This window comes from Marinobacter sp. B-21, assembly GCF_056857895.1.
On record NZ_JBSXNZ010000086.1, the window covers coordinates 82,692 to 102,167 of the forward strand.

Genomic DNA, 19,476 nt, shown 5'->3' on the forward strand with positions numbered 1-19,476 from the left:
TCGGATTAGCGCAGCGTAATCCGATAATAAGGCTACAGCCAGAGATCGCCAATCGCCGTTTGCCGGCTGAAGTGATGCAACACCTGGGCCTGCAACAACTCCGCCGTGGCAATGGCATCGATCAGCGCATTATGGGCCGCGTAATGGGGCAGCCCATAGCGCAGCCGGCTGTCCGCTAACCTGATCGATACCGGACTTTTCCCCGTGAATCGCTGCCAGAGGGTAGGTTGCCGGTTCGGGTGCAGGTGGGCCTCAATGGCCATGGTGTCGAGGACCGGAAAGCGGATGCCTTCACCAAGCCGCCACTTCAGCGCCACATCCAGGAACGGTCGTTCGATATTCCGGTAGTGGACAACAGGGACACGGCCACTCAGGCAGGCAAACAGATCCTCAAGAATGTCTTCCAGATCCGGTGCCTTGTCGATATCGCTGTGGGTGATGCCGTGGATGGCAATGGAGGTCCGGTGCAGGGGCAGTTTCGGGCGCACGATCCAGTGCCGCGCATCGGCCAGTCGGATGGCGTCCAGCGTGAACGGAACCAACCCGATACTGACAATGGAATTCTGGTTGGCGTCCAGCCCGGTGGTCTCGAAATCCATGGCCACCATGGGAACCTCGGAAATTGGTGTATCCGGCGATACGCATCCAGCCTCGTAAAAGGACCGCAGAAGCGGTGATTTGGACTGGCGGGCCAGAGCCTGATATTGCTCGGGCCATGGCAGGCTGGTGGCGGGGTGTTCAGCCCGCGAGTCATCAGACATTGCGGGTCACCTGGGTGTGGTACCGGAATTTCAGGAATTTCTGGGCATTACTGACCACCTGGAAGGCATCCTTGAGGTGGCTGCGCTCAAAGGGCGACAGGTCTTCCGGCCGGACATTGTTGTCCGGCTCCCGCCCCGCCTCAATGGCCAGGGCCTGGTGCCGGATCCGGACAATCGAAATGAATTCCAGGGCGTCCCGAAGGTTGCCGAGATCATCGTCCAGCAGCAGCTTGGTGTTGCCGATGGCTTTCAGCCGCTCGAAGGAATTCTGGGCCCGGGAGCCGCAGGCCAGGGCGTGGACCCTGATCAGATCCGACAGCGGAGCGGTGCCCCGGCGTTTGAGGTTGAAGGTTTTCTGCTGTTTGCCGTCCTCCTCCAGCACAAAGGTGCGGAAGAAACCGATGGGCGGCGTGCGGTTCAGGGCGTTGCGGGCCAGGAGTGCCAGGAATCGCTGGCTGTTACTGGCTCTCTCCGCCACCAGGGTCTTCAGTTGCTCGGCAAATTCGGTCTGGCCATAGATGCCGTCCAGATCGAAGAAGATGTTGCTGTTGAGCAGGGCCTGGGCCTTCGGGTTGTCAATCCAGTCGGTGAAGTAGCCTTTCCACACCCGCAGCGGCTGCCGCCACTTCTGGTTGGTGGCCATGATGTCGCCGGTGCAGTAGGTGTATCCGCATTCGGCCAGTCCGTCACTGACAAATTTCGCCAGTGCCAGGAAGTAGGCGTCGTGCTCCTCCGGTATAAAGCCGTCGTCCAGGATCATGGCGTTGTCCTGGTCCGTCACTACCAGCTGCTCATCACGGGCCATGGAACCCAGGGCCATGAAACAGTAGGGAACCGGGGGCGGCCCGAGTTTTTCCTCGCCCAGCTCAAGCAGCCTCTGGGTAAAGCTGCGCCCGATGCCGGCCATGGCACTGCCGATCATGTGGGAATTGGCGTCTTCGTTCACCATGCGGACGAAACTGTCACGGACATCCCGGCTGATCTTCTTCAGCCCCTTGACATGCTGCTGGTGGAAAATATTGCTGACCAGATAGAGGCTGCTCTGGCTCTCGTACTTCACGATATCTGACAACGCAACCACGCCCCGCACTTCGTCCCGATCCATCACGGGGAGGTGGTGCACATTGTTGTGAAGCATGGTGAGCATGGCTTCGAAGATGAAGGCGTTCGAGCGGATGGTGATCAGGTCCTCCGACATGATGTCACTGATGGGTGTCTCCGAGGGCAGGGCTTCGCTGAGCGCACGGGTGCGAAGGTCGCGGTCAGTAATAATACCCTTGAGCAACGGCTTTTCGCCTTCCTCGTCCATCAGTAACAGGGCGGAAACGCCATTGTCCGTCATGATCCGGGCAGCTTCCTGGAGCCTGACCGTGCAGGGCGCCGAGACCGGTTCCCGGGCAATCAGGCGGGTGACTTTTGAGGTCATCAGCTGGTTCGACTTTTCCCGCCGGGAGAGGGCAGATCGCAGGCGGCTGCGGTCCTCAATTTCCACGAAATCGGCAAAATTTTCGTCGTTTTCCCACAGGTAATGGAAGATTTCACCGGGGATCTTGTAGATCAGCGTGTCTTCCAGAGCCTTCGCCGGAAACCGCACCTTCTTGCGCATCAGCAGGCCAAACTGGCCGAATATCTCTCCTTCGCCGATCCGGTTATACAGCTCGCCGGTGCGCCGGTAGATCTCCACGGCCCCGCTGCGCACATAGCAAAGCCAGGTGTTCTGCTCACCGAACTCCAGGATCTGGGTGCCGGCCTTGAAATACACCACCTCAATGCCGCCAACCACCCTGTCGAGCAGCTCCTCGGGCAGCTCGTCAAACGGCGGGTACTGCGCCATGTGATTGCGGATGTCGATAAGCTCGGCCTGCATAAAACTCCCTGTTTTGACGGAGGAAAATCAATCTGAGATAAGCAATATAGCAGTGGCAGGGAGCAGCGGCCATGTCGGCATTTGACGGATCTCATTGACCGCTTTCGCCGGAGTTGCTAGCCTTCCACTACTTTTTTTCAGGTGTCCGTCGCACAGCGCGACGGGTGAAACGGGAAATCGGTGAGCCTGGCAACGCCAGCGCAAGTCCGATGCTGCCCCCGCAACGGTAAGCAGGATAACGGCAATCTGATGCGCCACTGTGTCGTCATGGCATGGGAAGGTGATTGCCCGGGAACCTCGGTTCCGCCTGCCAGCCCGGAGACCGGCCTGGAAAAACACCCGATGTTGCGGTGGGCGACTGGGTGGGTGATAGTCCGGTTCCGCTTTCCTGCCACCCGATGATTGCCTGCCCCCTGCTTTCCCGTTCCGCAACAAAACCCAGATTCCTGCGCGGGTGCGCGCGGTGCGGAGCCACGAATAATGACTGTGAAACCTTCCTTCCCTGCCCTGGTGACAGCAACGTCACTGTTAACCCTGCCTGTCCTTGCGCTGGGCCAGAATGACAATGACACCGAAGCCCTTGATCCGATCATCGTCACAGCAACTCTTGGTCCGAAAACCGTAGGTGAAAGTCTGTCGTCGGTGACGGTCATCGAAAAAGACGACATCCGTCGCCAGCAACCAGCCGAATTCCGGGATCTGCTGGACGCCCAGCCAGGTGTTAATGTGGTTTCCGATGGCAGCTATGGCAAGACCACCAGCGTCTTCCTGCGCGGTGCCGGCAGTTCCGGTACGGTTCTGCTGCTGGACGGTATCCGCCTGCGCTCAGCCACCGCCGGCATCCCGCCCTGGCAGTTCCTGCCGCCGGAGCTGATGGAGCGGGTCGAGCTTGTACGCGGTGCGAAAAGCTCCCTGTATGGGGCGGATGCGGTGGGCGGTGTTATCCAGGCGTTTACCCTCGAGCCAGAAGCGGGCCGCCAGGGCTGGGCGGAACTGTCCGGTGGCTCCCACGAGACGCTTGAAACCACGGCCGGCGTGGCCGGAAGGGAAGGGCAGTCGGCGTTTCTGGCCGGCGGGGTTTATTCCGATACCGAGGGCACTAGCTTGCGGGCCGGTGGCGAGGATAAGGGGTTTCGCAATGCCGGCGGGCTGGCAAAGATCAGCCACGAGTTTCGCCAGGGCGGCGGTGCCGGGCTGACGGTGTTCCAGTCCGAGGGCAATACCGAGTTTGAAGGTGGTGATACCGATTTCCTGATCCGTGCCATGGGGCTGTATCTGGAAGCGGTTGCCAGTGACTACTGGCGCACCCGGATCCAGTTCTCAGAGGCCAGGGATGAACAGGACACCTTCGGGAGTTTTCCGAGCACCTTCGACACCCTGTCCCGCTCTGCGCGCTGGGAAAACACGTTGACTGCCGGCGTCCACGAACTGGTTCTTGGCTCGGAGGTGGTGATCGACGAAGTGGACGGCAGTAGCGACTTCCTCGAAAACAGCCGGTCGAACAGCGCGGTATTTGGTCAGGGACGCCTGAACTTCGATGCGACAGACCTGCTGCTCAGCCTTCGCCTTGATGACAACGAAGCCTACGGCAAGGATGAGACGGGGGGCGTGGCCCTTGGCCACCAGCTGGACCGGGCCCATCGTTTGCGCCTCAGCTATGCCACTTCGTTCCGGGCTCCAACCTTCAATGATCTTTATCTGACCGTACCATTCTACACCGGTAATCCCGACCTTGATGCGGAAGAAGGCCAGATGATCGAGGCCGGTTTTACGGGGCGTTATGACCACTGGTACTGGGACATTGCGCTCTATCAGAACGATGTGAAAGACCTCATTACCTTTGTCTCTGACCCGGTAACGTTTGAGGGCACAATGGAAAACGTAGAGACGGCCCGGATCCGCGGTATCGAAGTTTCCTCGGGTATTGAAACCGCGGACTGGAACCTGGCAGCAGCCGTAACCTACGCGGACACCGAAAATCGGGATAGCGGTGCCCGCCTGCCGCGCCGTGCCGAAAAGAATGTGCGTCTCGACGTTGATCGCCTGTTTGCGCAATGGTCTGTCGGTGCCAGCTTCATCGCCGAGAGTGACCGCTATAATGATGCAGCCAACACCAGCCTTCTGTCCGGGTACGGCACAGTCGATATACGAACAGCCTGGAACTTTCAGCCGGGCTGGTCGGCGTCACTCAAGGTCGACAATCTTCTGGACCGCCGCTATGCCACCAGCCGGGGCAATGACAGCGTGACCTTCGAACCTTTCGACTATCTGGCCGCTGGCCGGACCTTCATGGCCTCGGTGCGCTATGATTTCCGCCAATAGTTCCACTCGCTGACCGGTGATGTAATCCTATGATCCAACGCGGGTTTGCCCTGTTGCTAGCGCTTTGTGCCCTGATGCCGGTATCGGCATCGGCCCGGCCGCCGTGCGTGACGGATGCCCTGGGTCGTGAGATCTGCCTGACGGCACCGGCGACGCGAATTGTGTCGCTCTCCCCCGGCGCCACAGAACTGCTTTTCTCCGCCGGTGCCGGAGAACGCGTGGTTGCCGTCAGTGCCTGGAGCGATTTCCCGGCCGAAGCTGCGGCATTGCCTCAGGTGGGCGACAGCAACCGGCTGGATCTGGAGGCCCTCGTATCACAGGCACCGGACCTGGTAGTGGCCTGGATTGATGGCAACTCCCGCAGCCAGCTGGAACGGGTCGCGGACCTTGGCATTCCTGTATTCTGGCTCGCCCCGCGCACGTTCGAGGATATTGCTCGGGCGGTTGAGGATCTTGCCCTGTTAACGGACCAGGCCCCTGTGGGGAAAGCACGAGCAGATTCGTTCCGTGACGGAATCGCCAGTCTGGAGTCTAGTTATGCCAGGGCACAGCCGGTCCGGGTGTTTTATCAGATCTGGGACCAGCCGCTGATGACCGTGAACCGGGAGGAGCTGATCAGCAAGGCAATTGATCTGTGCGGGGGCGTTAATGTTTTCGGACATTTGCCGAGGCTGGTACCCCGAATCAGCCGTGAAGCGGTGCTGGCAGCCAATCCGGATGTCATTGTTACGGCCGGGCAGGCCGGGAATAACCGGTGGCTGGAGGACTGGCAGCAATTCCCCGGGCTTACGGCAGTGTCAGCCGGCAACCTGTTCCTGGAACCGCCTGATCTGCTGGCGCGACCCACGCTTCGCATGGCAGAAGGCGCCAGACACCTGTGCCAGACCCTGGAGCAGGCCCGTGCCAATCTCTAGTCCCTACAAACCCTTGGTGATCCTGTTGCTGGCGGCCTTTCTGGCGGCTTTGCTCTCCGTTAGCATCGGCAGCACGGCCATTGGTTTTGAGGATACCCTGCGTGTTGTTACCGGCAGTGGCACGGAGTTGCAGCAAACGCTCATTCTGGAGTTACGACTGCCACGCACTCTGAGCGCGTTCGCCACCGGCGGATTGCTGGCGGTGGCCGGCGCGTTGATGCAGGTGTTGTTGCGCAACCCGCTGGCCGATCCCTATGTGCTGGGTTTGTCCGGCGGCGCCGCTGTCGGGGCGTTGCTGGCCATGCTGGCCGGGGCCGCCGGTTACCTGGTTTCCGGTTCGGCCTTTGCCGGTGCCATGCTGGCGACCCTGCTGGTCTTTGGTCTCGCCCATGGCAGCGGCAGCTGGACACCCTCCCGTCTTCTGCTTACCGGTGTGGTGGTGGCCGCCGGCTGGGGTGCTGTCATTACCCTGATCCTGTCCATGACACCGGCCAGCCGGCTGCCCGGCATGCTTTACTGGCTGATGGGGGACCTTTCCCACGCCACCACGCCCGGGCCCGGTCTGGTTATTCTGGTTCTGGTCTGCCTGCTGGTGTTTCCACTCGGGCGGGCACTGAATGTTCTGGCCCGGGGCTCATTGCAGGCCGCGGCCCTGGGGGTTTCGGTCCGGCCACTGGAGTGGTTGATTTATCTGATGGCCAGTCTGCTGACGGCGACCGCCGTGACCATGGCAGGGGCCGTTGGTTTTGTCGGCCTGGTGGTGCCCCATATGCTCCGGCTAGCGTTGGGCAACGATCAGCGGCTGATTCTGCCCGCCTGTGCCCTGGCTGGCGGCACTCTGCTGGTTCTGGCGGACACGCTGGCCCGGGTGGTGATCGCGCCGGAACAGTTGCCGGTGGGCGTGATCACGGCGCTGATCGGGGTGCCGACCTTCCTGTACCTGCTCTACCGGAGTCGATAATGGCAATAATATTGACCACCGAAGAGTTGATCATCGACATTCCCGGACGCGCCCCGGGTGTGCCCCTGAATCTGTCCTTGCAGCCGGGCCAGGTCTGGGGCGTTCTTGGCCCCAACGGCGTGGGCAAAACCACACTGCTGCATACACTGGCGGGCCTCCGGGAGCCCCGCAGCGGCGAACTCTCTCTGGATGACAAACCGCTGACGGAAATCCGGCGCAAACTTGTCTCGCAACAGATGGGCCTGGTGTTCCAGGACCGGCAGGACGGTTTCCCGGCCACGGTGCTGGAAACCGCCCTGATCGGGCGCCATCCCTGGTTGTCACCCTGGCAGATGGAACGTGGCGAAGACCTGGCAATTGCAGAGCAGGCACTGGAAGCGCTGGATGTAAGCCACCTGAGGGACCGGCTGGTCAACACGCTTTCCGGGGGCGAGCGGCAACGGGTGGCCATTGCCACGCTGATGACCCAGGCGCCGGGAATCTGGCTGCTGGACGAGCCCACCAACCATCTGGACTTGCGGCACCAGACCTCGGTGATGAAGCTGCTGCGCAATCAGGCCGCGTCCGGCCGGGCGGTATTCCTGTGCCTGCACGACCTGAATCTGGCCGCCCGCTGGTGTGACCAGATCCTGCTGATGTTTCCTGACGGCGAGGCATGCTGGGGAACGGCCCGGGATATGCTGGTTGCCCCGGCGCTGGAAAAGCTGTTTGGCCAGCGCCTGCTTTCTGCCGAACTGGACGGCTTTCCGGTGTTTGTTCCGGGTTAGCGTAAAAAATGCCTCTCAAGCATCCGGCGGGCTGCTGATGCCACACTGGTGTGTTCCAACAACGTGGGTATAAATCTGTGTTGTGGAGATATCATTGTGGCCCGGCAACTCCTGAATACTGCGAATGTCTGTACCTCCTTTGAGCAAGTTGGCGGCGAAGCTGTGGCGGAAGGTATGGGAAATGGTCGTTGCGACCATGAACCTGGCGGAATTTGAACGAACTCATAAATTCTTTTTGAATCAGTGGCATGCCCTGGACCCATTGGGCGAGGATAGTAGTTTCACTGATCATTTTTGTTCGGAAAACGAGAAGGGAAAGTAATGGGAAGTTATTGACCTGAAGGGATTTTCTGCCTAAACATGATGGATTGACCTACCCCGCCTCAACGTCGTGCGAGTTGAGTTAGAGGAACGTTATAAGGCTCTTCACCGCTCACAAGCGTAGCAGCGAAAACCTTCCTCATAATAAGCATGGGCTGCCAGCAATGGTTTTTTCTCGCCATTTCTTTCATTTCGGACTGCTGCCGATCATCCTCTGCGGCCTTCTCATTCCTGGCCCGAGCTACTCGTACTCCGAAGACCTGGAGTTACAGAGTCTCAGCATACGCGCACGGATTTCAGAGAAGACCTTGCTTGGAGAAGAGGCTCCGGAGGATTTTAAGGAATACGATGTGTCGGCGAACTTCCATTTGCCCTGGAATAACTACTCCACTTCAGGCTGGGGTATCGGCAGCCGTTTAATGGCGAGTGGCGGACTTTTGCGGGGAGCGGGTAAAAATGCGCTCGTCGTTTCGCTCATCCCGGAATTGACGCTGGGTAGTGAGGACGGGCGCTTTGTCCTGGATTTGGGCATGGGTGGCGCTTTGTTCAGCAGGTGGCGCTTCGGCACCCAGGATTATGGCGGGCCTTTCCAGTTTGCCCTGACCTCGGGTGTCGCTGTTCCGCTTTATAGAAATCTGGGGCTGGGATATCGGTTCCTTCATTATTCAGATGCCGGCGTTAATGGATCTGACACGATAGGGGCGGATTTTCACATGATTGAGTTCAGCTACCGATTTTGATCGTCGTCTGTCAGATCGGGTTTAACCTTGGCCATTGCGTATCCGTGGACTTTCCCCACTCCAGCAGCCTGTCGGACTTAAGTCCGACAGGCTGCTGGCTGGACCTAATCCGGGGTCAGGGTCAGTGCGTAGTAATGATTGCCAGGGAGTGGAAATGCCGGGTGCCTGAAGCCCGCAGCGTCGCTCTGGGACTCTTTGGATTCTAAAAAATGGGTTCGCCTGTTGCTTTGACCGCATAGAACAGGCAGTCGCTCTTCGCAATAACCGGGTTGGTGGTAATCATAAAGGCTCTGATGGCCTGTGCGGGGTAGATCTGCCCATCCTTGACTCGAAGAACCTGCTCCATGTTTTCGGTCCGGTTGTGGCCGATCGCTGTGAGTATGCCGAGGCCTTTTTTTCCAATCCATCCCAGCGGCTCATCTGGGGAAACAATCCCGAAATTGCGGTGTTCGATGTCTGGCGGAAACGTGAGGTCAGCCTGACCGGTGGGCTCAAGGCGGTATTCTATGGTCGCTTCAGGCGCCAGTTCCACCCGAATCGGATTTCGCAGTACGGCGACGTCCCACTCCGCTTTTTCCAGTGACAACACGTCTGGTCTTGAGGCATACCGAACGAGTCCCTCGTACGCCAGTTGATGAGCTTGATCATCCTGGGACCCACCACACTCGATGGTTACCGTGGGCACCTCCTGTTCAGAATATTCCATCAGCGCACCCAGACGAAGATCCGTCATTATGAGGCGGTCGGTGTAGAGAGAGGTCAGCGCCTGATGGGCGGCGTCATTGGTGATGGTCACAGCGAAGGCCGGGCCTGTGCCTGAGGTGTTGTGCACGTCCAGCAGGCATTCGGGTTTCGCTTTGCGAAGCTCGTCCAGCATGGCCTCGGCAATCGCACCTTCTTCCCCTGCAAAGGGCTCTTTGAAACACCGGTTCAGGTCACGTCCTTCGGGCAGTTGGCGCAGTGAAAGCCTGGGTGGGATCTTCGCCGGATAGACGCCTCCCAGCAGAAACAGCATGTTGACCTCGGGCGTGTGCTGCTCAAGTAGCCACCGGTGAAGCGCAAACAGACCCGAAGGTTCATTACCGTGAAGAAGCGTTGCCATGGCTCGGGTGCGGGAGCGATCACGACCGGCAACACGAACAACCGTGGGCTTGTGCAGTCGGTCCAGCCACTCAAGGGGTGAGCGGCCCAGCGTCTGGGGTGACGGGTGATTCAGACAATCAAGAACGTTCGAGTTACTCACGGTGACAGTGTCCATTCATGGAGCGGAATGTTTTTCTTCTGGTTGGCCATGTACAGAGACAGCATACTCCGGAACGCCTCATCGGGGCTCAGGGACCTGAAAAAAGACTCGGTGATGTGGCGCTGCCACCGGGCGCCGGACATGTTGGTTTCAATGCGGCCTTCGATGATGCCCAGCAAGTGGTGGATTTCTGTCTCGTCCACGGCGGTTCGTTGCAGTGCTTCCCGGGCGCGGGGCAGCAGCTCACGGGCCACGGCCAACAGGGGCATATCCTGCAACTGAACCTGATCCTTGTGCGGCCAGATGATTTCTGCGCCGATGCCATATTTGGCGGCGCGGTAGAAATTGTGTTCGGTGTAATGGAAGGGGAGTATCGACGTCAGATGACGGATGTCATCGAGCACTGCCAACGCAGCGCCGATCACGAACAGTCCGTTCGCACACATATCCACTGCAGTCGGACCTGCAGGCATAGAACGAATCTCGATGCGTAGATGACCACCGTCTGAGGGATCAAAGATGGCCCGGTTCCAGGGCCAGGTGGTTCCCTGGTGCAGGCGCAGCTCGGCCAGTTCCGGTACTTCGCCACGATCAATCACGGCCATCGGATCTTCATCTGACATCAGTGGAATGATGGGGGGATACAGCGATGCGGAGGCCGCAAACAGTTCCCAGGCGCCGCGTGCCCAGCCGTTTCCGTAATAGACCCTTGGCGGGTGGCGCCAGGTTTTATGATTGGGGGGTCGGCTGTCGATGGATTGCTTGAACAGGGCAATACGGGTTTCGTCCCAGAGGTGGTGGCCAAACAGGCTGGGCGAATTGCTGGCCAGAGCGAGAACAATCGGCATGACCAGTTGGACTGCATTGAAATAGTCGGCGAAACGGTGGGCGGGGACACGCCAGTGCAGCTGGAACGAGGTATTGGCGCCTTCCATGGTGACGTCGTCGGCCACCAGATCTATGACATCGTTGCCGCCGATATGGATGCTGAATGGCTCGCCCCGTTGCTTGATCAGCGCGTTGGATAGCGCATGGTAGCGGGGTTCGTCTGTCATCGCCTTCGCGCCCATATCGGACTGCCGGAGTGTGGGCAGAATGCCGATTGGTACCAGTTCCCCATCCAGTGGTGCGGCGTGCTGGTCGATTCGTTTGATGGCAGCGAGCAGCTCTTGCTCTGTTCTGGCAAACGGAGTTCCCTTGAAAGCCTGGGGGCTGAGGTTGTATTCAAGATTGAAGCGATTGAGCTCAACCGTCAGTTGGGGATCCTGAACGCTGGCGGCGATTTCTGTGTTGATGGGTTGAACTCGCAGGTCAGGGTTTACGATGTAGAACTCGACCTCGGCTCCAATGGAACTCTCTCCCTCACCAAAGCCGGGCCGGTTCAGAAGGCGAGTGAGTGCTGTAAGGTCCGTCCGGACCTTGGCAGCAAAACGTTCAAACTCTTCCGCCGTAAATTCCGATTTTTTGATCGACAGTCCCACGGTAACGTCGTCTCTAGCGCGAACGTACCTTGATAGTAGTGGAAGATGCGCCCGGCAGCACCAGTTCCCCAGGCGATCCGTGCAGCGCTGGCCAGAATCGCACCACAGGGCCCCGCCAGATAGCAACACAATAACCGTGATTTTCTTCCGCACGGTTATTGTATGCTGTGGGCTCAATGGCTATGTTGGTCGCTCAATGTTCTGACATTTATCGAGGTTAATCTCAGTGACGTCACCAGAACAGCGCATTTCCACCGGTGTTCAAGGTCTGGATGAAATCGCCTACGGCGGCCTCCTTCCACAGCGAGCGTATCTGGTCAGAGGGGGACCGGGTGGCGGAAAGACGACCTTGTCCCTGCATTTTTTGGCCGCGGAAACCGAAGGCACCGGGCTCTATGTAAGTCTGGGCGAAAACGGTGGCCAGGTCCGCGCTCAGAGCCAGCAGTTAAAGATCCCCGATGGCAAAATTCAGTTTGCCGATGGCGTGCATTTCATGCGGTTGACCGACCGTGGCATGCAGGTATTCCCCCGACTCATCCCCGATAACAGGCAGGCTCCCTGTGACCCGGTCACTTTAAGTACCGGCGTCGAGGAAATCGACGCGCTTCTGGGCGGGGGGAATTGAGCGTGGCACTGTGTCGGTTCTTTCCGGGCCGACAGGCGTAGGGAAAACAACTCTGGGTATGCAGATCATGCGCACAGCGGCGTTGCGAGGCGAGCGGGCCGTGGTGTACAGCTTTGAGGAACAGCCCCGTATTCTCAAGCACCGTTGCCGCAGCCTCAGCATGCCGCTGGACGATCTTCTGGAACAGGATCAGCTGCATATCGAGACCGTTGAGGCGGTGAGCTATTCCCCGGATGAGCTTTCGCATTCGGTTCGTGAAGAAGTTGAAATCAACAATACCCGCCTGGTCATGCTGGACAGCCTTTCCGGCTATAAACTGTCCGTGGGTCGCCTCTCGGTGGCGGGGGATGACGTGGTTGAACGACTCCACGCGCTGTGTCGGTATCTGGTCAGCCGTGGCGTAACCGTGCTGATTCTTAACGAAATTGCATCAATTGCCGGCAATGAGGTGCGAGCCACCGACTCCGGCATCAGCTATCTGGCCGATACCATCGTCATGCTGCGCTATGTGGAATTCAACAGCGAACTTCGCAAAACCATTGGCGTCCTTAAAAAGCGCACCAGTGATTTCGAAAGATCGTTGCGGGCATTCGAAATCACCCCCAATGGCCTGAATGTCGGCGAGCCGCTAAAAGGCCTCCAGGGCATTCTGCACGGGCAGCCTCATTTTGTGGATACCCACCGAAACCAGACAGCGCCCGAAGAAAAAACCATATAAGCGAAATACCTAATGGCGCAGATTCTTGTTTTACTTGGGCATTCCGGTAACAAGCGCTTGTTGTCCCAGATTCTGGAGAACCACGAGTTGCTTGGCCCCCAAAATGGCCTCATTCCGGACCGAAACTTTGACATGGTTATTGCGGATCTGGGGGCGCTTGTAAAGTGGCGGGACACGCTGGCAGCGCATCGTGAAGCGCAGGCGCCCGCCTTGATTCCTGTTCTGCTTGTGGTCAGGGAAAGCCAGCTAAGCCGGGCGAGAAGTACGCTGGACGGCCAGTTCGAGGATGTCGTGGTGTCCCCTCTGCGTGCGCCCGAGCTGATCGCCCGAATCGCAAACATGCTCCGGCTGCGGCAGTCCACCGTGGAACTGAGCCAGCGGGCCAATGAGAGCGAAAGCGCGCTGGAGAATATGGACCGGGCTTTCCGTATTTTCTCAGCCTGCAATGAGCTGGTGATTCGGGCCAAGACCGAAACGGAGCTTCTGGATGAGATGCTTGGGCAATTGGTGGGCGATCACGGTTATCGGTTCGCATGGTTCGGCATAGCGCAACACGATGAACAGAAGTCCGTTGAGGTGATTGCTCACTGTGGCGGCGCGGCGGAGTACCTGGAAAACATGCAACTCTCCTGGGGCGACAACGCCCAGGGGCAAGGCCCTGCTGGCAGCGCCATACGCCGCTGCCAGCCGGAAGTCTCGCAGAACTTGCACACCGACCCCCTTTTTGACCCCTGGCGGGGCAGCGCCGCCCAACACGGCATGAACTCAGTGCTGGCGTTACCTCTGCTGATCTCAGAGAACACGGTCGGTGTACTGGCACTTTATTCCGAAAAACCGAACGCCTTCGGAGAATCGGAAATAGAACTGATGTGGCGCCTGGCCAAAAACATCGCCCTTGGGCTAAGCGCGCTGCGCAGTCATCAGGCCCTGGATGCGGAAAAGGAGCGCGCCGAAGAGCGGGCCTACCGGGATGCCCTAACCAAATTGCCGAACCGTCAGTGGGTGCTGGAAGAGCTGGGCTCGCTGGAAGCGAAATCAGAGCGGGAGCAGGCCCACGCCGCTGTGCTCTTTATTGACCTGGACGGCTTCAAGAGAGTCAACGATGGCCTGGGTCACGAAGCAGGCGACTGCTTCGCTGGCCACAGGAAGATGGCACCCTGCTGAGCCCCGCCCACTTCATTCCAATGCTGGAGGAAAGCGGGCTCATCGTGCGCCTGGGAACCTGGATCATCAAGCAGGCCTGTCGCGATCTTCGCAAAGCACGGGAATTTGCTCCCAATCTACGCATGGCCGTGAACCTGTCTGTGCGCCAGCTATGGCAACCGACCTTGACCCAACAGATCCAGCAGACCATCCAGGATGAAGGGTTACCGCCCGGCGCACTGGAACTGGAAGTCACCGAATCGTCAATGATGAGCGATGTTCCCCGCATGGAAAGGATGCTGCACGAATTTCACGATCACGGATTTACCGTCGCCATCGACGACTTCGGAACCGGCTACTCGTCCCTCGCCAGACTTGCCTTCCTTCCGGTCAACACCCTGAAGCTGGACAAGTCCTTCCTGGATGACATGCACAAGAGCGACATGGCTCGCCAACTGGTGACCACCATCGTGCAAATGGCGGACAACCTGCGTTTGAATCTGGTGGCGGAAGGCATCGAAACAGACGACCAACTGCAAATGCTGGCGGAGCTTCAGTGCCCGCTCGGCCAGGGATTTCTGTTCACAAAACCTCTGCCATTTGATGCGCTGGTCACCTATCTCAAGACCCCATCCCGACTCTCTTAAGGCTGTACATCCATGTCTATGTTGGCTTCTTCTGATGGTACGCTTCAACAATACTGTATAGACAGTCCTTCGGTGGAGCACACCATGAAAAGAGTCGATGCTAACTTCTGCATGCCAGTGCCAACGCCAGGTCAATCTGGAAAAGCACGGAATTAATTTCGAGGCCACCCAAAGGCTGTGGAAAGTTCCGTACTTGCTGGAAATCCGCGTAAAATCAGAGGGCGAGCCAATCATTGTTGCATTTTATATAGCTGAAACCACAGCATCCTTTGACGAAAGAAATGCAGCGATAGCTGAGCTTGGAAGCGTTATCAGAGAAATAGTTGAGTCAAACTGATATTGCATCAAGGCCATGCACCGGATGCCAAAATCTCCGCTTCGCTCCGGTTTTGTCACCGGTGATGGCGGGCGTTAGCTGTGATTGCCCCACCCGAATAGTGATACTATAGTGTCACTAATAGTCTGATTCAGGGGGAGCCGATGAAAGTTGAGCTTGTTACGAACCTCAAGCGCCAAGCCACGAAGATTCTGGCGGACCTGCATTTGTCAAAGGAGCCGATACTGATCACGGAGCATGGTCAGCCATCGGCCTATCTTGTCGATGTTCAGGATTACGAGTTTATGCAGCGCCGGCTTGAGCTGCTTGAGGGGCTCTCACGGGGAGAGCGTGCGGTACTTGAGGGAAGAACATGCAGCCAAAGTGAGGCCAGGGCGAAAATGAGTAAATGGCTGAAGTAATCTGGACGGAGCCCGCGCTTCAGGAACTGGACGCTATTGCCGAGTACGTTGATCTGGATAATCCTGCTGCCGCAAGCCATTTGGTCGAAGAAGTCTTCGATAAAACCGAGCGTTTGCAGGATTTTCCCCAATCCGGACGGATTCCTCCGGAGCTCCCCAATTCGGTATACAGAGAAGTAGTGGTGCCCCCTTGTCGAATTTTTTTTCGTGAAGATAAGAAACGGGTTCTCATACTCTGTGTTATGAGAGAGGAGCGGCAGCTTCGTGCATACATACTTGGGAGTAGCTAACCAGGTGCGCTTCGGCGCCATGCACCAAGGAGAGTGAAGTGCCAATAACCGGCGAGTGTTTTTGCGGTGAGGTGAGGAGGAGTCCATCTCATTGCTTACGTGGGAAATACTGCCCGATACAGCGACTCAGTATCATGAGCAGGGTCCCAGGAATGCATAACACAGGCACGGCGAAGGCTATTACTACATTGCGGCTTCGCCTCCATTCCGCAGCCGCGCGTGCTGTTGGCGTTTCTTGACCGCACCTGTTAACTGGTGCTAGTAGTTATACCAGTTCTGTCGATTTGGTGACTGCCATGCAAGTGAAATTTTCTGAGGATGTTATTCCTCTTTCAGACCTGAAGATTAATCCCGGAAAGGTGGTTGGTCGAGCTCAGGATACGCATCGTCCAATCCTGCTTACTAGCCGTGGCCGTGGTGTCGCTGTTGTTCAGGGGCTTGAGGATTACGAGCGAACCGCAGAGGAACTACGGTTCGTAAAGGCGGTGGCGCAAGGGCTCATGGACGTTCGTGAGGGCAACACTGTATCTTTGGAGGAAGCCAGGAAAACGCTAGGCATCAAGTAAATGGAATTACGCATCGCACAGTCTGCCCTTGAAGATTTGCAGGCTATTCAGGAGTACTACACAGAGCAGGATGTGCCGCATATTGGTGACGGGTATGTGACTGCTATTTTGGAGCACTCGGGAATGCTGAAGCATCATCCTGAGGCTGGCCGAGCTGTTCCTGAATTCAGTCTGGATCATATTCGAGAGTTGATTCACTCGCCTTTTCGAGTTGTTTACCTGAGGCAAGCCACCGAAGTTGTGCTTATTCGAATCTGGCGGAGTGAGAGACAACTCGAATTACCAGAAAACGAAACATAACCCATATGCGGGAGCTGTGCAGAGTTGCGTCCGAGGTCCGCGTCTTTCCTGTTGTCTCGTTGCAGCCTGTTGGCTACCGGTTTCAAAAAGGTGCCACAGAAATGTTGGTGGCTGTGGCCTACGATCCGGCCATACGCTTCATGATCCGGTCACCGAGCAGGTACTGGTGTGCCAGCGCTGCAGTCACATGCAATCCGATCATCAGCCAGAGCACGTTTGCCAGGACCTCATGGATGTCTTCGCCACTGTCTTCCAGCCACGCCACTTCCGGGCCGGAAGCAAAAACCGTCCACCCGAAGAAAGTGACAGTGTCTCCCTCCCCAAGGGCCGTCGCCAGCCCTGACAGAGGCATCAGAATCATCAGTGCATACAGAGCGAAATGCCCCCACTTTGCCATGGTCGCCCAGTGTGCAGGCGCTGTAAGGCGCGACCGGTTCAGCCATCGCCACAAACCACGAAATACCACCAGCGCGAACAATGCCAGCCCCACACTCTGATGCCAGGCCATCAAGGAGGCCTCCGAGAGGCTATCCTCCAGAGCCTCGAACCACACCTCGCTGCCGAGCATGGCCAGCAGCAGGACTGCCATAATCCAGTGCAAGGCACGGGAAACGGCACCGTAACGGCTTCCAGCGTCCATCATTGTCATCGTCGATCTCCTTCAGAATGTTGGCGAACTCCCCCTCCAGGGCTCTCGCGCTAATTACGGCGTATCAGTCCCGGTGCGAGCTATTGCACCAGAAAAACGTCGCAGAATTGTCTCGGGTGGCAGCCGAATTTGTCGCAAATTGTCTCAACAGCCTGAATTGGGATGATTTTTGACAACCTCATGCCCATGCCCCGCGATGACTCCCCTATAATCGGGACAGTGAGTACACAGACGGAGTAATGAGTGAGCACTTCTCCCACGATTCTGGTGGTCGACGACCACCGAGACATTCGCGACCTGGTAGGCCGTTATCTGCAGGAACACGGGCTGCGCGTGCTCCTGGCCGATGGTGGGGATGCCTTGAAGCGCCAGCTGAGAGACCACTCTGTGGACCTGGTCGTGCTGGACATCATGATGCCGGGAGAGGATGGCCTGACTCTCTGCCGCTACCTGCGCGAACACACCGGGTTGCCCGTTATTCTGCTGACCGCCATGAGCGAGGAGACCGATCGCATCGTCGGCCTGGAAATGGGCGCCGACGACTACCTGACCAAACCCTTCAATCCGCGGGAGCTTCTGGCCCGCATTAAGGCGGTTCTGCGCCGCACCATCGCGCTACCACCCCAACGCAGCCCGATGGCCGGGCAGTGCCTGTCATTCGAGGGCTGGACCCTGGACGTCGATCGCCATCAACTGATCGATCCCGAAGGCGTCGAAGTGTCTCTCAGCACCGCCGAATACAAGTTGCTGCTGGCCTTTCTGGAGCACGCCGGTCGGGTGTTGTCCCGGGATCAGCTCATGGACCTGACCCTCGGCAGGGAAGCAGACGCCTTCGATCGCAGTATCGATAATCATGTCAGCCGGCTACGCCGGAAAATCGATCCGGACCCCCGCAACCCCCGGCTGATCAAGACCATCTGGGGGGGCGGGTACCAATGGATTGCCAGCGTGGGAGGCGCAGGGCAATGAAGTTGTGGCCCCGGCGTGCCGGCGGGCAGCTGGCACTCTTGCTGATCCTGGTGCTGCTGGTGGCACAGATCATCACCATCGCGATTCTGGCCGGAGAGCGACAGGGCGCTCTGCGCAGCGCCAGCCTCGAACATGTGCTGCAACGGGTTACGGATGCCTACACCCTGCTAGACACTACCGACCCGGAGCGGCAGGAACGCATATTACGGGCACTTTCCAGCCCCTCCCTGCAGCTTTCCATCGATCCGTCAGCGCATCTCACCAATGACCTGTCCCCAACAATGACTGAGCAACTGGCTATAGAGTTGGGTCTGCCCCGGGAGCAGGTGAGAGCCGCAATGGAAGCCGATAAACAGGAATGTTTGTCATGGCACGAATCGGAGCAGGATGAACATGACGAACGCGCGAAACACGATGACCATGAGCAGCATCTAGAGGATGAAGAGCGCCGGGAACACTGCAAGGAAAGAGAAGAGGAGCGGCAAGAGAAACGACAAGAGTGCCCGCCCATTCTGAGCGTGTCCCTGGCATTGCCCACGGGGCAGTGGGTCAACGCCCGGGCTCAGCCGCCTGCACCCTCGTGGCTCTGGCTCAAGGCAACGCTCACCAGTGTAGGCATTACTGCCATACTGCTGATACTCACGCTCCTGCTGGCTATCCGCCACATTCTGCGCCCCGTTAACGAACTGAGTAATGCCGCCCATGCCTTCGGGCGTGGTGAAAAGGTCCGGATTCCGGAGCGTGGTCCTGAAGATATTCGCGAAGTAACGCGCGCCTTCAATCAGATGCAGCATCAGGTCAGCCGCGCGCAGGAAGACAGGGGGCGCCTGCTGGCGGCCCTCGCCCACGATCTGCGTACACCTATTACCTCCATGCGGCTGCGGGTGGAAATGCTGCCTGAAGGCGAGGACCGGGACCGCCTGCTCGAGACCCTGCAGGAGATGCAGCACCTGGCCGAAGCCACCCTGGATTTCATTCGTGGCAGCACCACTGAACAACACCGGCGTTATGATTTGGCCACCCTGATGGACAGTCTCTGTGGTGATCTGCAGGAGATGGGGCTGGCCGTAGAGTACGAGGACAGCCCACGATGCGTCCTTCAGGGGCAGCCGGAAGCCGTCAAACGCGCCCTGCGCAACCTGATCGAGAACGCGGTGAACTACGGGCAGCGGGCTGTGGTGAAACTCGACGCCACAGAAAAAGAGGCTGTCATCACCATCACCGACCAGGGCCCGGGCATCCCGGAAGCCGAACGCGAACGGGTATTCCAGCCCTTCTACCGCCTGGAACAATCCCGCAGTCGTGAAACTGGCGGCGCCGGCCTGGGGCTGGCCATCGCACGCACCCTGATTCGTGGCATGGGAGGAGACATTCGGCTCGATACCGGCTCGGAAGACCAGGGTTTGCAGGTTTCGGTGACGCTGCCAAAAACCGGGTAGATCCGATTAAAACAG

At 58.3% G+C, this 19,476-nt stretch carries 22 protein-coding genes and 1 riboswitch; of the genes, 16 read left to right on the top strand and 6 right to left on the bottom strand.

All coding sequences use genetic code 11. From position 1 onward, the window contains the following. Positions 1-32: 32 nt before the first annotated feature. The gene (locus tag AC13C0_RS16815) at positions 33-761 is read right to left on the bottom strand and encodes a 3'-5' exonuclease (protein WP_482954728.1); all 729 of its coding nucleotides are present in this window, start codon (positions 759-761) and stop codon (positions 33-35) included. After that, the gene (locus tag AC13C0_RS16820; protein WP_482954729.1) at positions 754-2,628 is read right to left on the bottom strand and encodes a putative nucleotidyltransferase substrate binding domain-containing protein; all 1,875 of its coding nucleotides are present in this window, start codon (positions 2,626-2,628) and stop codon (positions 754-756) included. Before AC13C0_RS16820 ends, AC13C0_RS16815 begins: the two co-directional genes overlap by 8 nt. A 122-nt stretch (positions 2,629-2,750) precedes the next feature. Further along, positions 2,751-2,973, top strand: a riboswitch (cobalamin riboswitch). Between the two features lie 135 nt (positions 2,974-3,108). Here AC13C0_RS16820 and AC13C0_RS16825 point away from each other — a divergent pair. The 4 genes from AC13C0_RS16825 to AC13C0_RS16840 are packed head-to-tail and all read left to right on the top strand — an operon-like array spanning position 3,109 to position 7,592. Further along, positions 3,109-4,950 (top strand): TonB-dependent receptor, encoded by a 1,842-nt coding sequence (locus tag AC13C0_RS16825; protein WP_482954730.1) that lies wholly within the window; start codon positions 3,109-3,111, stop codon positions 4,948-4,950. 29 nt (positions 4,951-4,979) lie between these two features. Continuing rightward, positions 4,980-5,864 carry a cobalamin-binding protein gene (locus tag AC13C0_RS16830; protein ID WP_482954731.1) on the top strand — a complete coding sequence of 295 codons (885 nt, stop codon included), beginning with the start codon at positions 4,980-4,982 and terminating at the stop codon, positions 5,862-5,864. Next, entirely contained in the window at positions 5,851-6,825 is a 975-nt protein-coding gene (locus AC13C0_RS16835; protein WP_482954732.1) for a FecCD family ABC transporter permease, read from the top strand. The genes AC13C0_RS16830 and AC13C0_RS16835 overlap by 14 nt, the downstream gene beginning before the upstream one ends. Further along, positions 6,825-7,592 (top strand): ABC transporter ATP-binding protein, encoded by a 768-nt coding sequence (locus AC13C0_RS16840; protein WP_482954733.1) that lies wholly within the window; start codon positions 6,825-6,827, stop codon positions 7,590-7,592. The genes AC13C0_RS16835 and AC13C0_RS16840 overlap by 1 nt, the downstream gene beginning before the upstream one ends. 15 nt (positions 7,593-7,607) lie before the next feature. On the opposite strand, the gene AC13C0_RS16845 is transcribed toward AC13C0_RS16840, so the two are convergent. Beyond that, positions 7,608-7,790 carry a tyrosine-type recombinase/integrase gene (locus AC13C0_RS16845; RefSeq protein ID WP_482954734.1) on the bottom strand — a complete coding sequence of 61 codons (183 nt, stop codon included), beginning with the start codon at positions 7,788-7,790 and terminating at the stop codon, positions 7,608-7,610. 287 nt (positions 7,791-8,077) lie between these two features. Between AC13C0_RS16845 and AC13C0_RS16850 the strand changes: the two genes are divergently transcribed. Then, positions 8,078-8,653 (top strand): acyloxyacyl hydrolase, encoded by a 576-nt coding sequence (locus AC13C0_RS16850; protein WP_117619155.1) that lies wholly within the window; start codon positions 8,078-8,080, stop codon positions 8,651-8,653. A gap of 202 nt (positions 8,654-8,855) precedes the next feature. Here the strand turns inward: AC13C0_RS16850 and AC13C0_RS16855 are convergent, their stop codons facing one another. Next, on the bottom strand, positions 8,856-9,896 hold the full coding sequence (locus AC13C0_RS16855) for a M14 family metallopeptidase (RefSeq protein ID WP_341581151.1): 1,041 nt from the start codon (positions 9,894-9,896) through the stop codon (positions 8,856-8,858). Continuing rightward, entirely contained in the window at positions 9,893-11,377 is a 1,485-nt protein-coding gene (locus AC13C0_RS16860) for a glutamate-cysteine ligase family protein (RefSeq protein ID WP_341581153.1), read from the bottom strand. Before AC13C0_RS16860 ends, AC13C0_RS16855 begins: the two co-directional genes overlap by 4 nt. A 226-nt stretch (positions 11,378-11,603) precedes the next feature. On the opposite strand from AC13C0_RS16860, the gene AC13C0_RS16865 reads away from it, so the two are divergent. The 9 genes from AC13C0_RS16865 (at position 11,604) to AC13C0_RS16905 (ending at position 16,404) form a co-directional block, all read left to right on the top strand. Then, on the top strand, positions 11,604-12,002 hold the full coding sequence (locus AC13C0_RS16865; RefSeq protein ID WP_482954735.1) for an ATPase domain-containing protein: 399 nt from the start codon (positions 11,604-11,606) through the stop codon (positions 12,000-12,002). Between the two features lie 10 nt (positions 12,003-12,012). Further along, positions 12,013-12,720: an ATPase domain-containing protein gene (locus AC13C0_RS16870; RefSeq protein ID WP_482954736.1), complete on the top strand. Its 708-nt coding sequence runs from the start codon at positions 12,013-12,015 to the stop codon at positions 12,718-12,720. A 12-nt stretch (positions 12,721-12,732) separates the two neighbouring features. Further along, on the top strand, positions 12,733-13,884 hold the full coding sequence (locus AC13C0_RS16875; RefSeq protein ID WP_117619160.1) for a sensor domain-containing diguanylate cyclase: 1,152 nt from the start codon (positions 12,733-12,735) through the stop codon (positions 13,882-13,884). Between the two features lie 20 nt (positions 13,885-13,904). Continuing rightward, positions 13,905-14,510, top strand: coding sequence for an EAL domain-containing protein (locus AC13C0_RS16880; RefSeq protein WP_264756449.1), 606 nt, complete (start codon positions 13,905-13,907; stop codon positions 14,508-14,510). Positions 14,511-14,607: 97 nt separating this feature from the next. Next, on the top strand, positions 14,608-14,847 hold the full coding sequence (locus tag AC13C0_RS16885) for a BrnT family toxin (protein ID WP_482954737.1): 240 nt from the start codon (positions 14,608-14,610) through the stop codon (positions 14,845-14,847). 143 nt (positions 14,848-14,990) lie between these two features. Then, positions 14,991-15,248, top strand: a complete 258-nt coding sequence (locus tag AC13C0_RS16890; protein WP_117619162.1) for a type II toxin-antitoxin system Phd/YefM family antitoxin — start codon at positions 14,991-14,993, stop codon at positions 15,246-15,248. Beyond that, entirely contained in the window at positions 15,236-15,538 is a 303-nt protein-coding gene (locus tag AC13C0_RS16895) for a type II toxin-antitoxin system RelE/ParE family toxin (RefSeq protein ID WP_117619163.1), read from the top strand. Before AC13C0_RS16890 ends, AC13C0_RS16895 begins: the two co-directional genes overlap by 13 nt. Positions 15,539-15,834: 296 nt before the next feature. Then, positions 15,835-16,104, top strand: coding sequence for a type II toxin-antitoxin system Phd/YefM family antitoxin (locus AC13C0_RS16900; protein ID WP_117619164.1), 270 nt, complete (start codon positions 15,835-15,837; stop codon positions 16,102-16,104). Beyond that, the gene (locus AC13C0_RS16905) at positions 16,105-16,404 is read left to right on the top strand and encodes a type II toxin-antitoxin system RelE/ParE family toxin (protein WP_117619165.1); all 300 of its coding nucleotides are present in this window, start codon (positions 16,105-16,107) and stop codon (positions 16,402-16,404) included. Positions 16,405-16,522: 118 nt separating this feature from the next. On the opposite strand, the gene AC13C0_RS16910 is transcribed toward AC13C0_RS16905, so the two are convergent. Further along, positions 16,523-17,053 (bottom strand): cytochrome b, encoded by a 531-nt coding sequence (locus tag AC13C0_RS16910; RefSeq protein ID WP_117619166.1) that lies wholly within the window; start codon positions 17,051-17,053, stop codon positions 16,523-16,525. A gap of 243 nt (positions 17,054-17,296) precedes the next feature. Between AC13C0_RS16910 and AC13C0_RS16915 the strand changes: the two genes are divergently transcribed. Together AC13C0_RS16915 and AC13C0_RS16920 are read left to right on the top strand one after the other, a co-directional pair. Then, positions 17,297-18,022: a response regulator gene (locus AC13C0_RS16915; protein WP_117619167.1), complete on the top strand. Its 726-nt coding sequence runs from the start codon at positions 17,297-17,299 to the stop codon at positions 18,020-18,022. After that, positions 18,019-19,461 (top strand): sensor histidine kinase, encoded by a 1,443-nt coding sequence (locus tag AC13C0_RS16920; protein WP_482954738.1) that lies wholly within the window; start codon positions 18,019-18,021, stop codon positions 19,459-19,461. Before AC13C0_RS16915 ends, AC13C0_RS16920 begins: the two co-directional genes overlap by 4 nt. Positions 19,462-19,476: the final 15 nt, after the last annotated feature.

What these genes read in the sequence shown, in the direction of transcription:
- AC13C0_RS16815 (WP_482954728.1), bottom strand. Translation starts at nt 761, where the DNA reads ATGTCTGATGACTCGCGGGCTGAACACCCCGCCACCAGCCTGCCATGG.
- AC13C0_RS16820 (WP_482954729.1), bottom strand. Translation starts at nt 2,628, where the DNA reads ATGCAGGCCGAGCTTATCGACATCCGCAATCACATGGCGCAGTACCCG.
- AC13C0_RS16825 (WP_482954730.1), top strand. Translation starts at nt 3,109, where the DNA reads ATGACTGTGAAACCTTCCTTCCCTGCCCTGGTGACAGCAACGTCACTG.
- AC13C0_RS16830 (WP_482954731.1), top strand. Translation starts at nt 4,980, where the DNA reads ATGATCCAACGCGGGTTTGCCCTGTTGCTAGCGCTTTGTGCCCTGATG.
- AC13C0_RS16840 (WP_482954733.1), top strand. Translation starts at nt 6,825, where the DNA reads ATGGCAATAATATTGACCACCGAAGAGTTGATCATCGACATTCCCGGA.
- AC13C0_RS16845 (WP_482954734.1), bottom strand. Translation starts at nt 7,790, where the DNA reads ATGGTCGCAACGACCATTTCCCATACCTTCCGCCACAGCTTCGCCGCC.
- AC13C0_RS16850 (WP_117619155.1), top strand. Translation starts at nt 8,078, where the DNA reads ATGGTTTTTTCTCGCCATTTCTTTCATTTCGGACTGCTGCCGATCATC.
- AC13C0_RS16875 (WP_117619160.1), top strand. Translation starts at nt 12,733, where the DNA reads ATGGCGCAGATTCTTGTTTTACTTGGGCATTCCGGTAACAAGCGCTTG.
- AC13C0_RS16880 (WP_264756449.1), top strand. Translation starts at nt 13,905, where the DNA reads ATGCTGGAGGAAAGCGGGCTCATCGTGCGCCTGGGAACCTGGATCATC.
- AC13C0_RS16885 (WP_482954737.1), top strand. Translation starts at nt 14,608, where the DNA reads ATGCTAACTTCTGCATGCCAGTGCCAACGCCAGGTCAATCTGGAAAAG.
- AC13C0_RS16890 (WP_117619162.1), top strand. Translation starts at nt 14,991, where the DNA reads ATGAAAGTTGAGCTTGTTACGAACCTCAAGCGCCAAGCCACGAAGATT.
- AC13C0_RS16895 (WP_117619163.1), top strand. Translation starts at nt 15,236, where the DNA reads ATGGCTGAAGTAATCTGGACGGAGCCCGCGCTTCAGGAACTGGACGCT.
- AC13C0_RS16900 (WP_117619164.1), top strand. Translation starts at nt 15,835, where the DNA reads ATGCAAGTGAAATTTTCTGAGGATGTTATTCCTCTTTCAGACCTGAAG.
- AC13C0_RS16905 (WP_117619165.1), top strand. Translation starts at nt 16,105, where the DNA reads ATGGAATTACGCATCGCACAGTCTGCCCTTGAAGATTTGCAGGCTATT.
- AC13C0_RS16910 (WP_117619166.1), bottom strand. Translation starts at nt 17,053, where the DNA reads ATGACAATGATGGACGCTGGAAGCCGTTACGGTGCCGTTTCCCGTGCC.
- AC13C0_RS16920 (WP_482954738.1), top strand. Translation starts at nt 18,019, where the DNA reads ATGAAGTTGTGGCCCCGGCGTGCCGGCGGGCAGCTGGCACTCTTGCTG.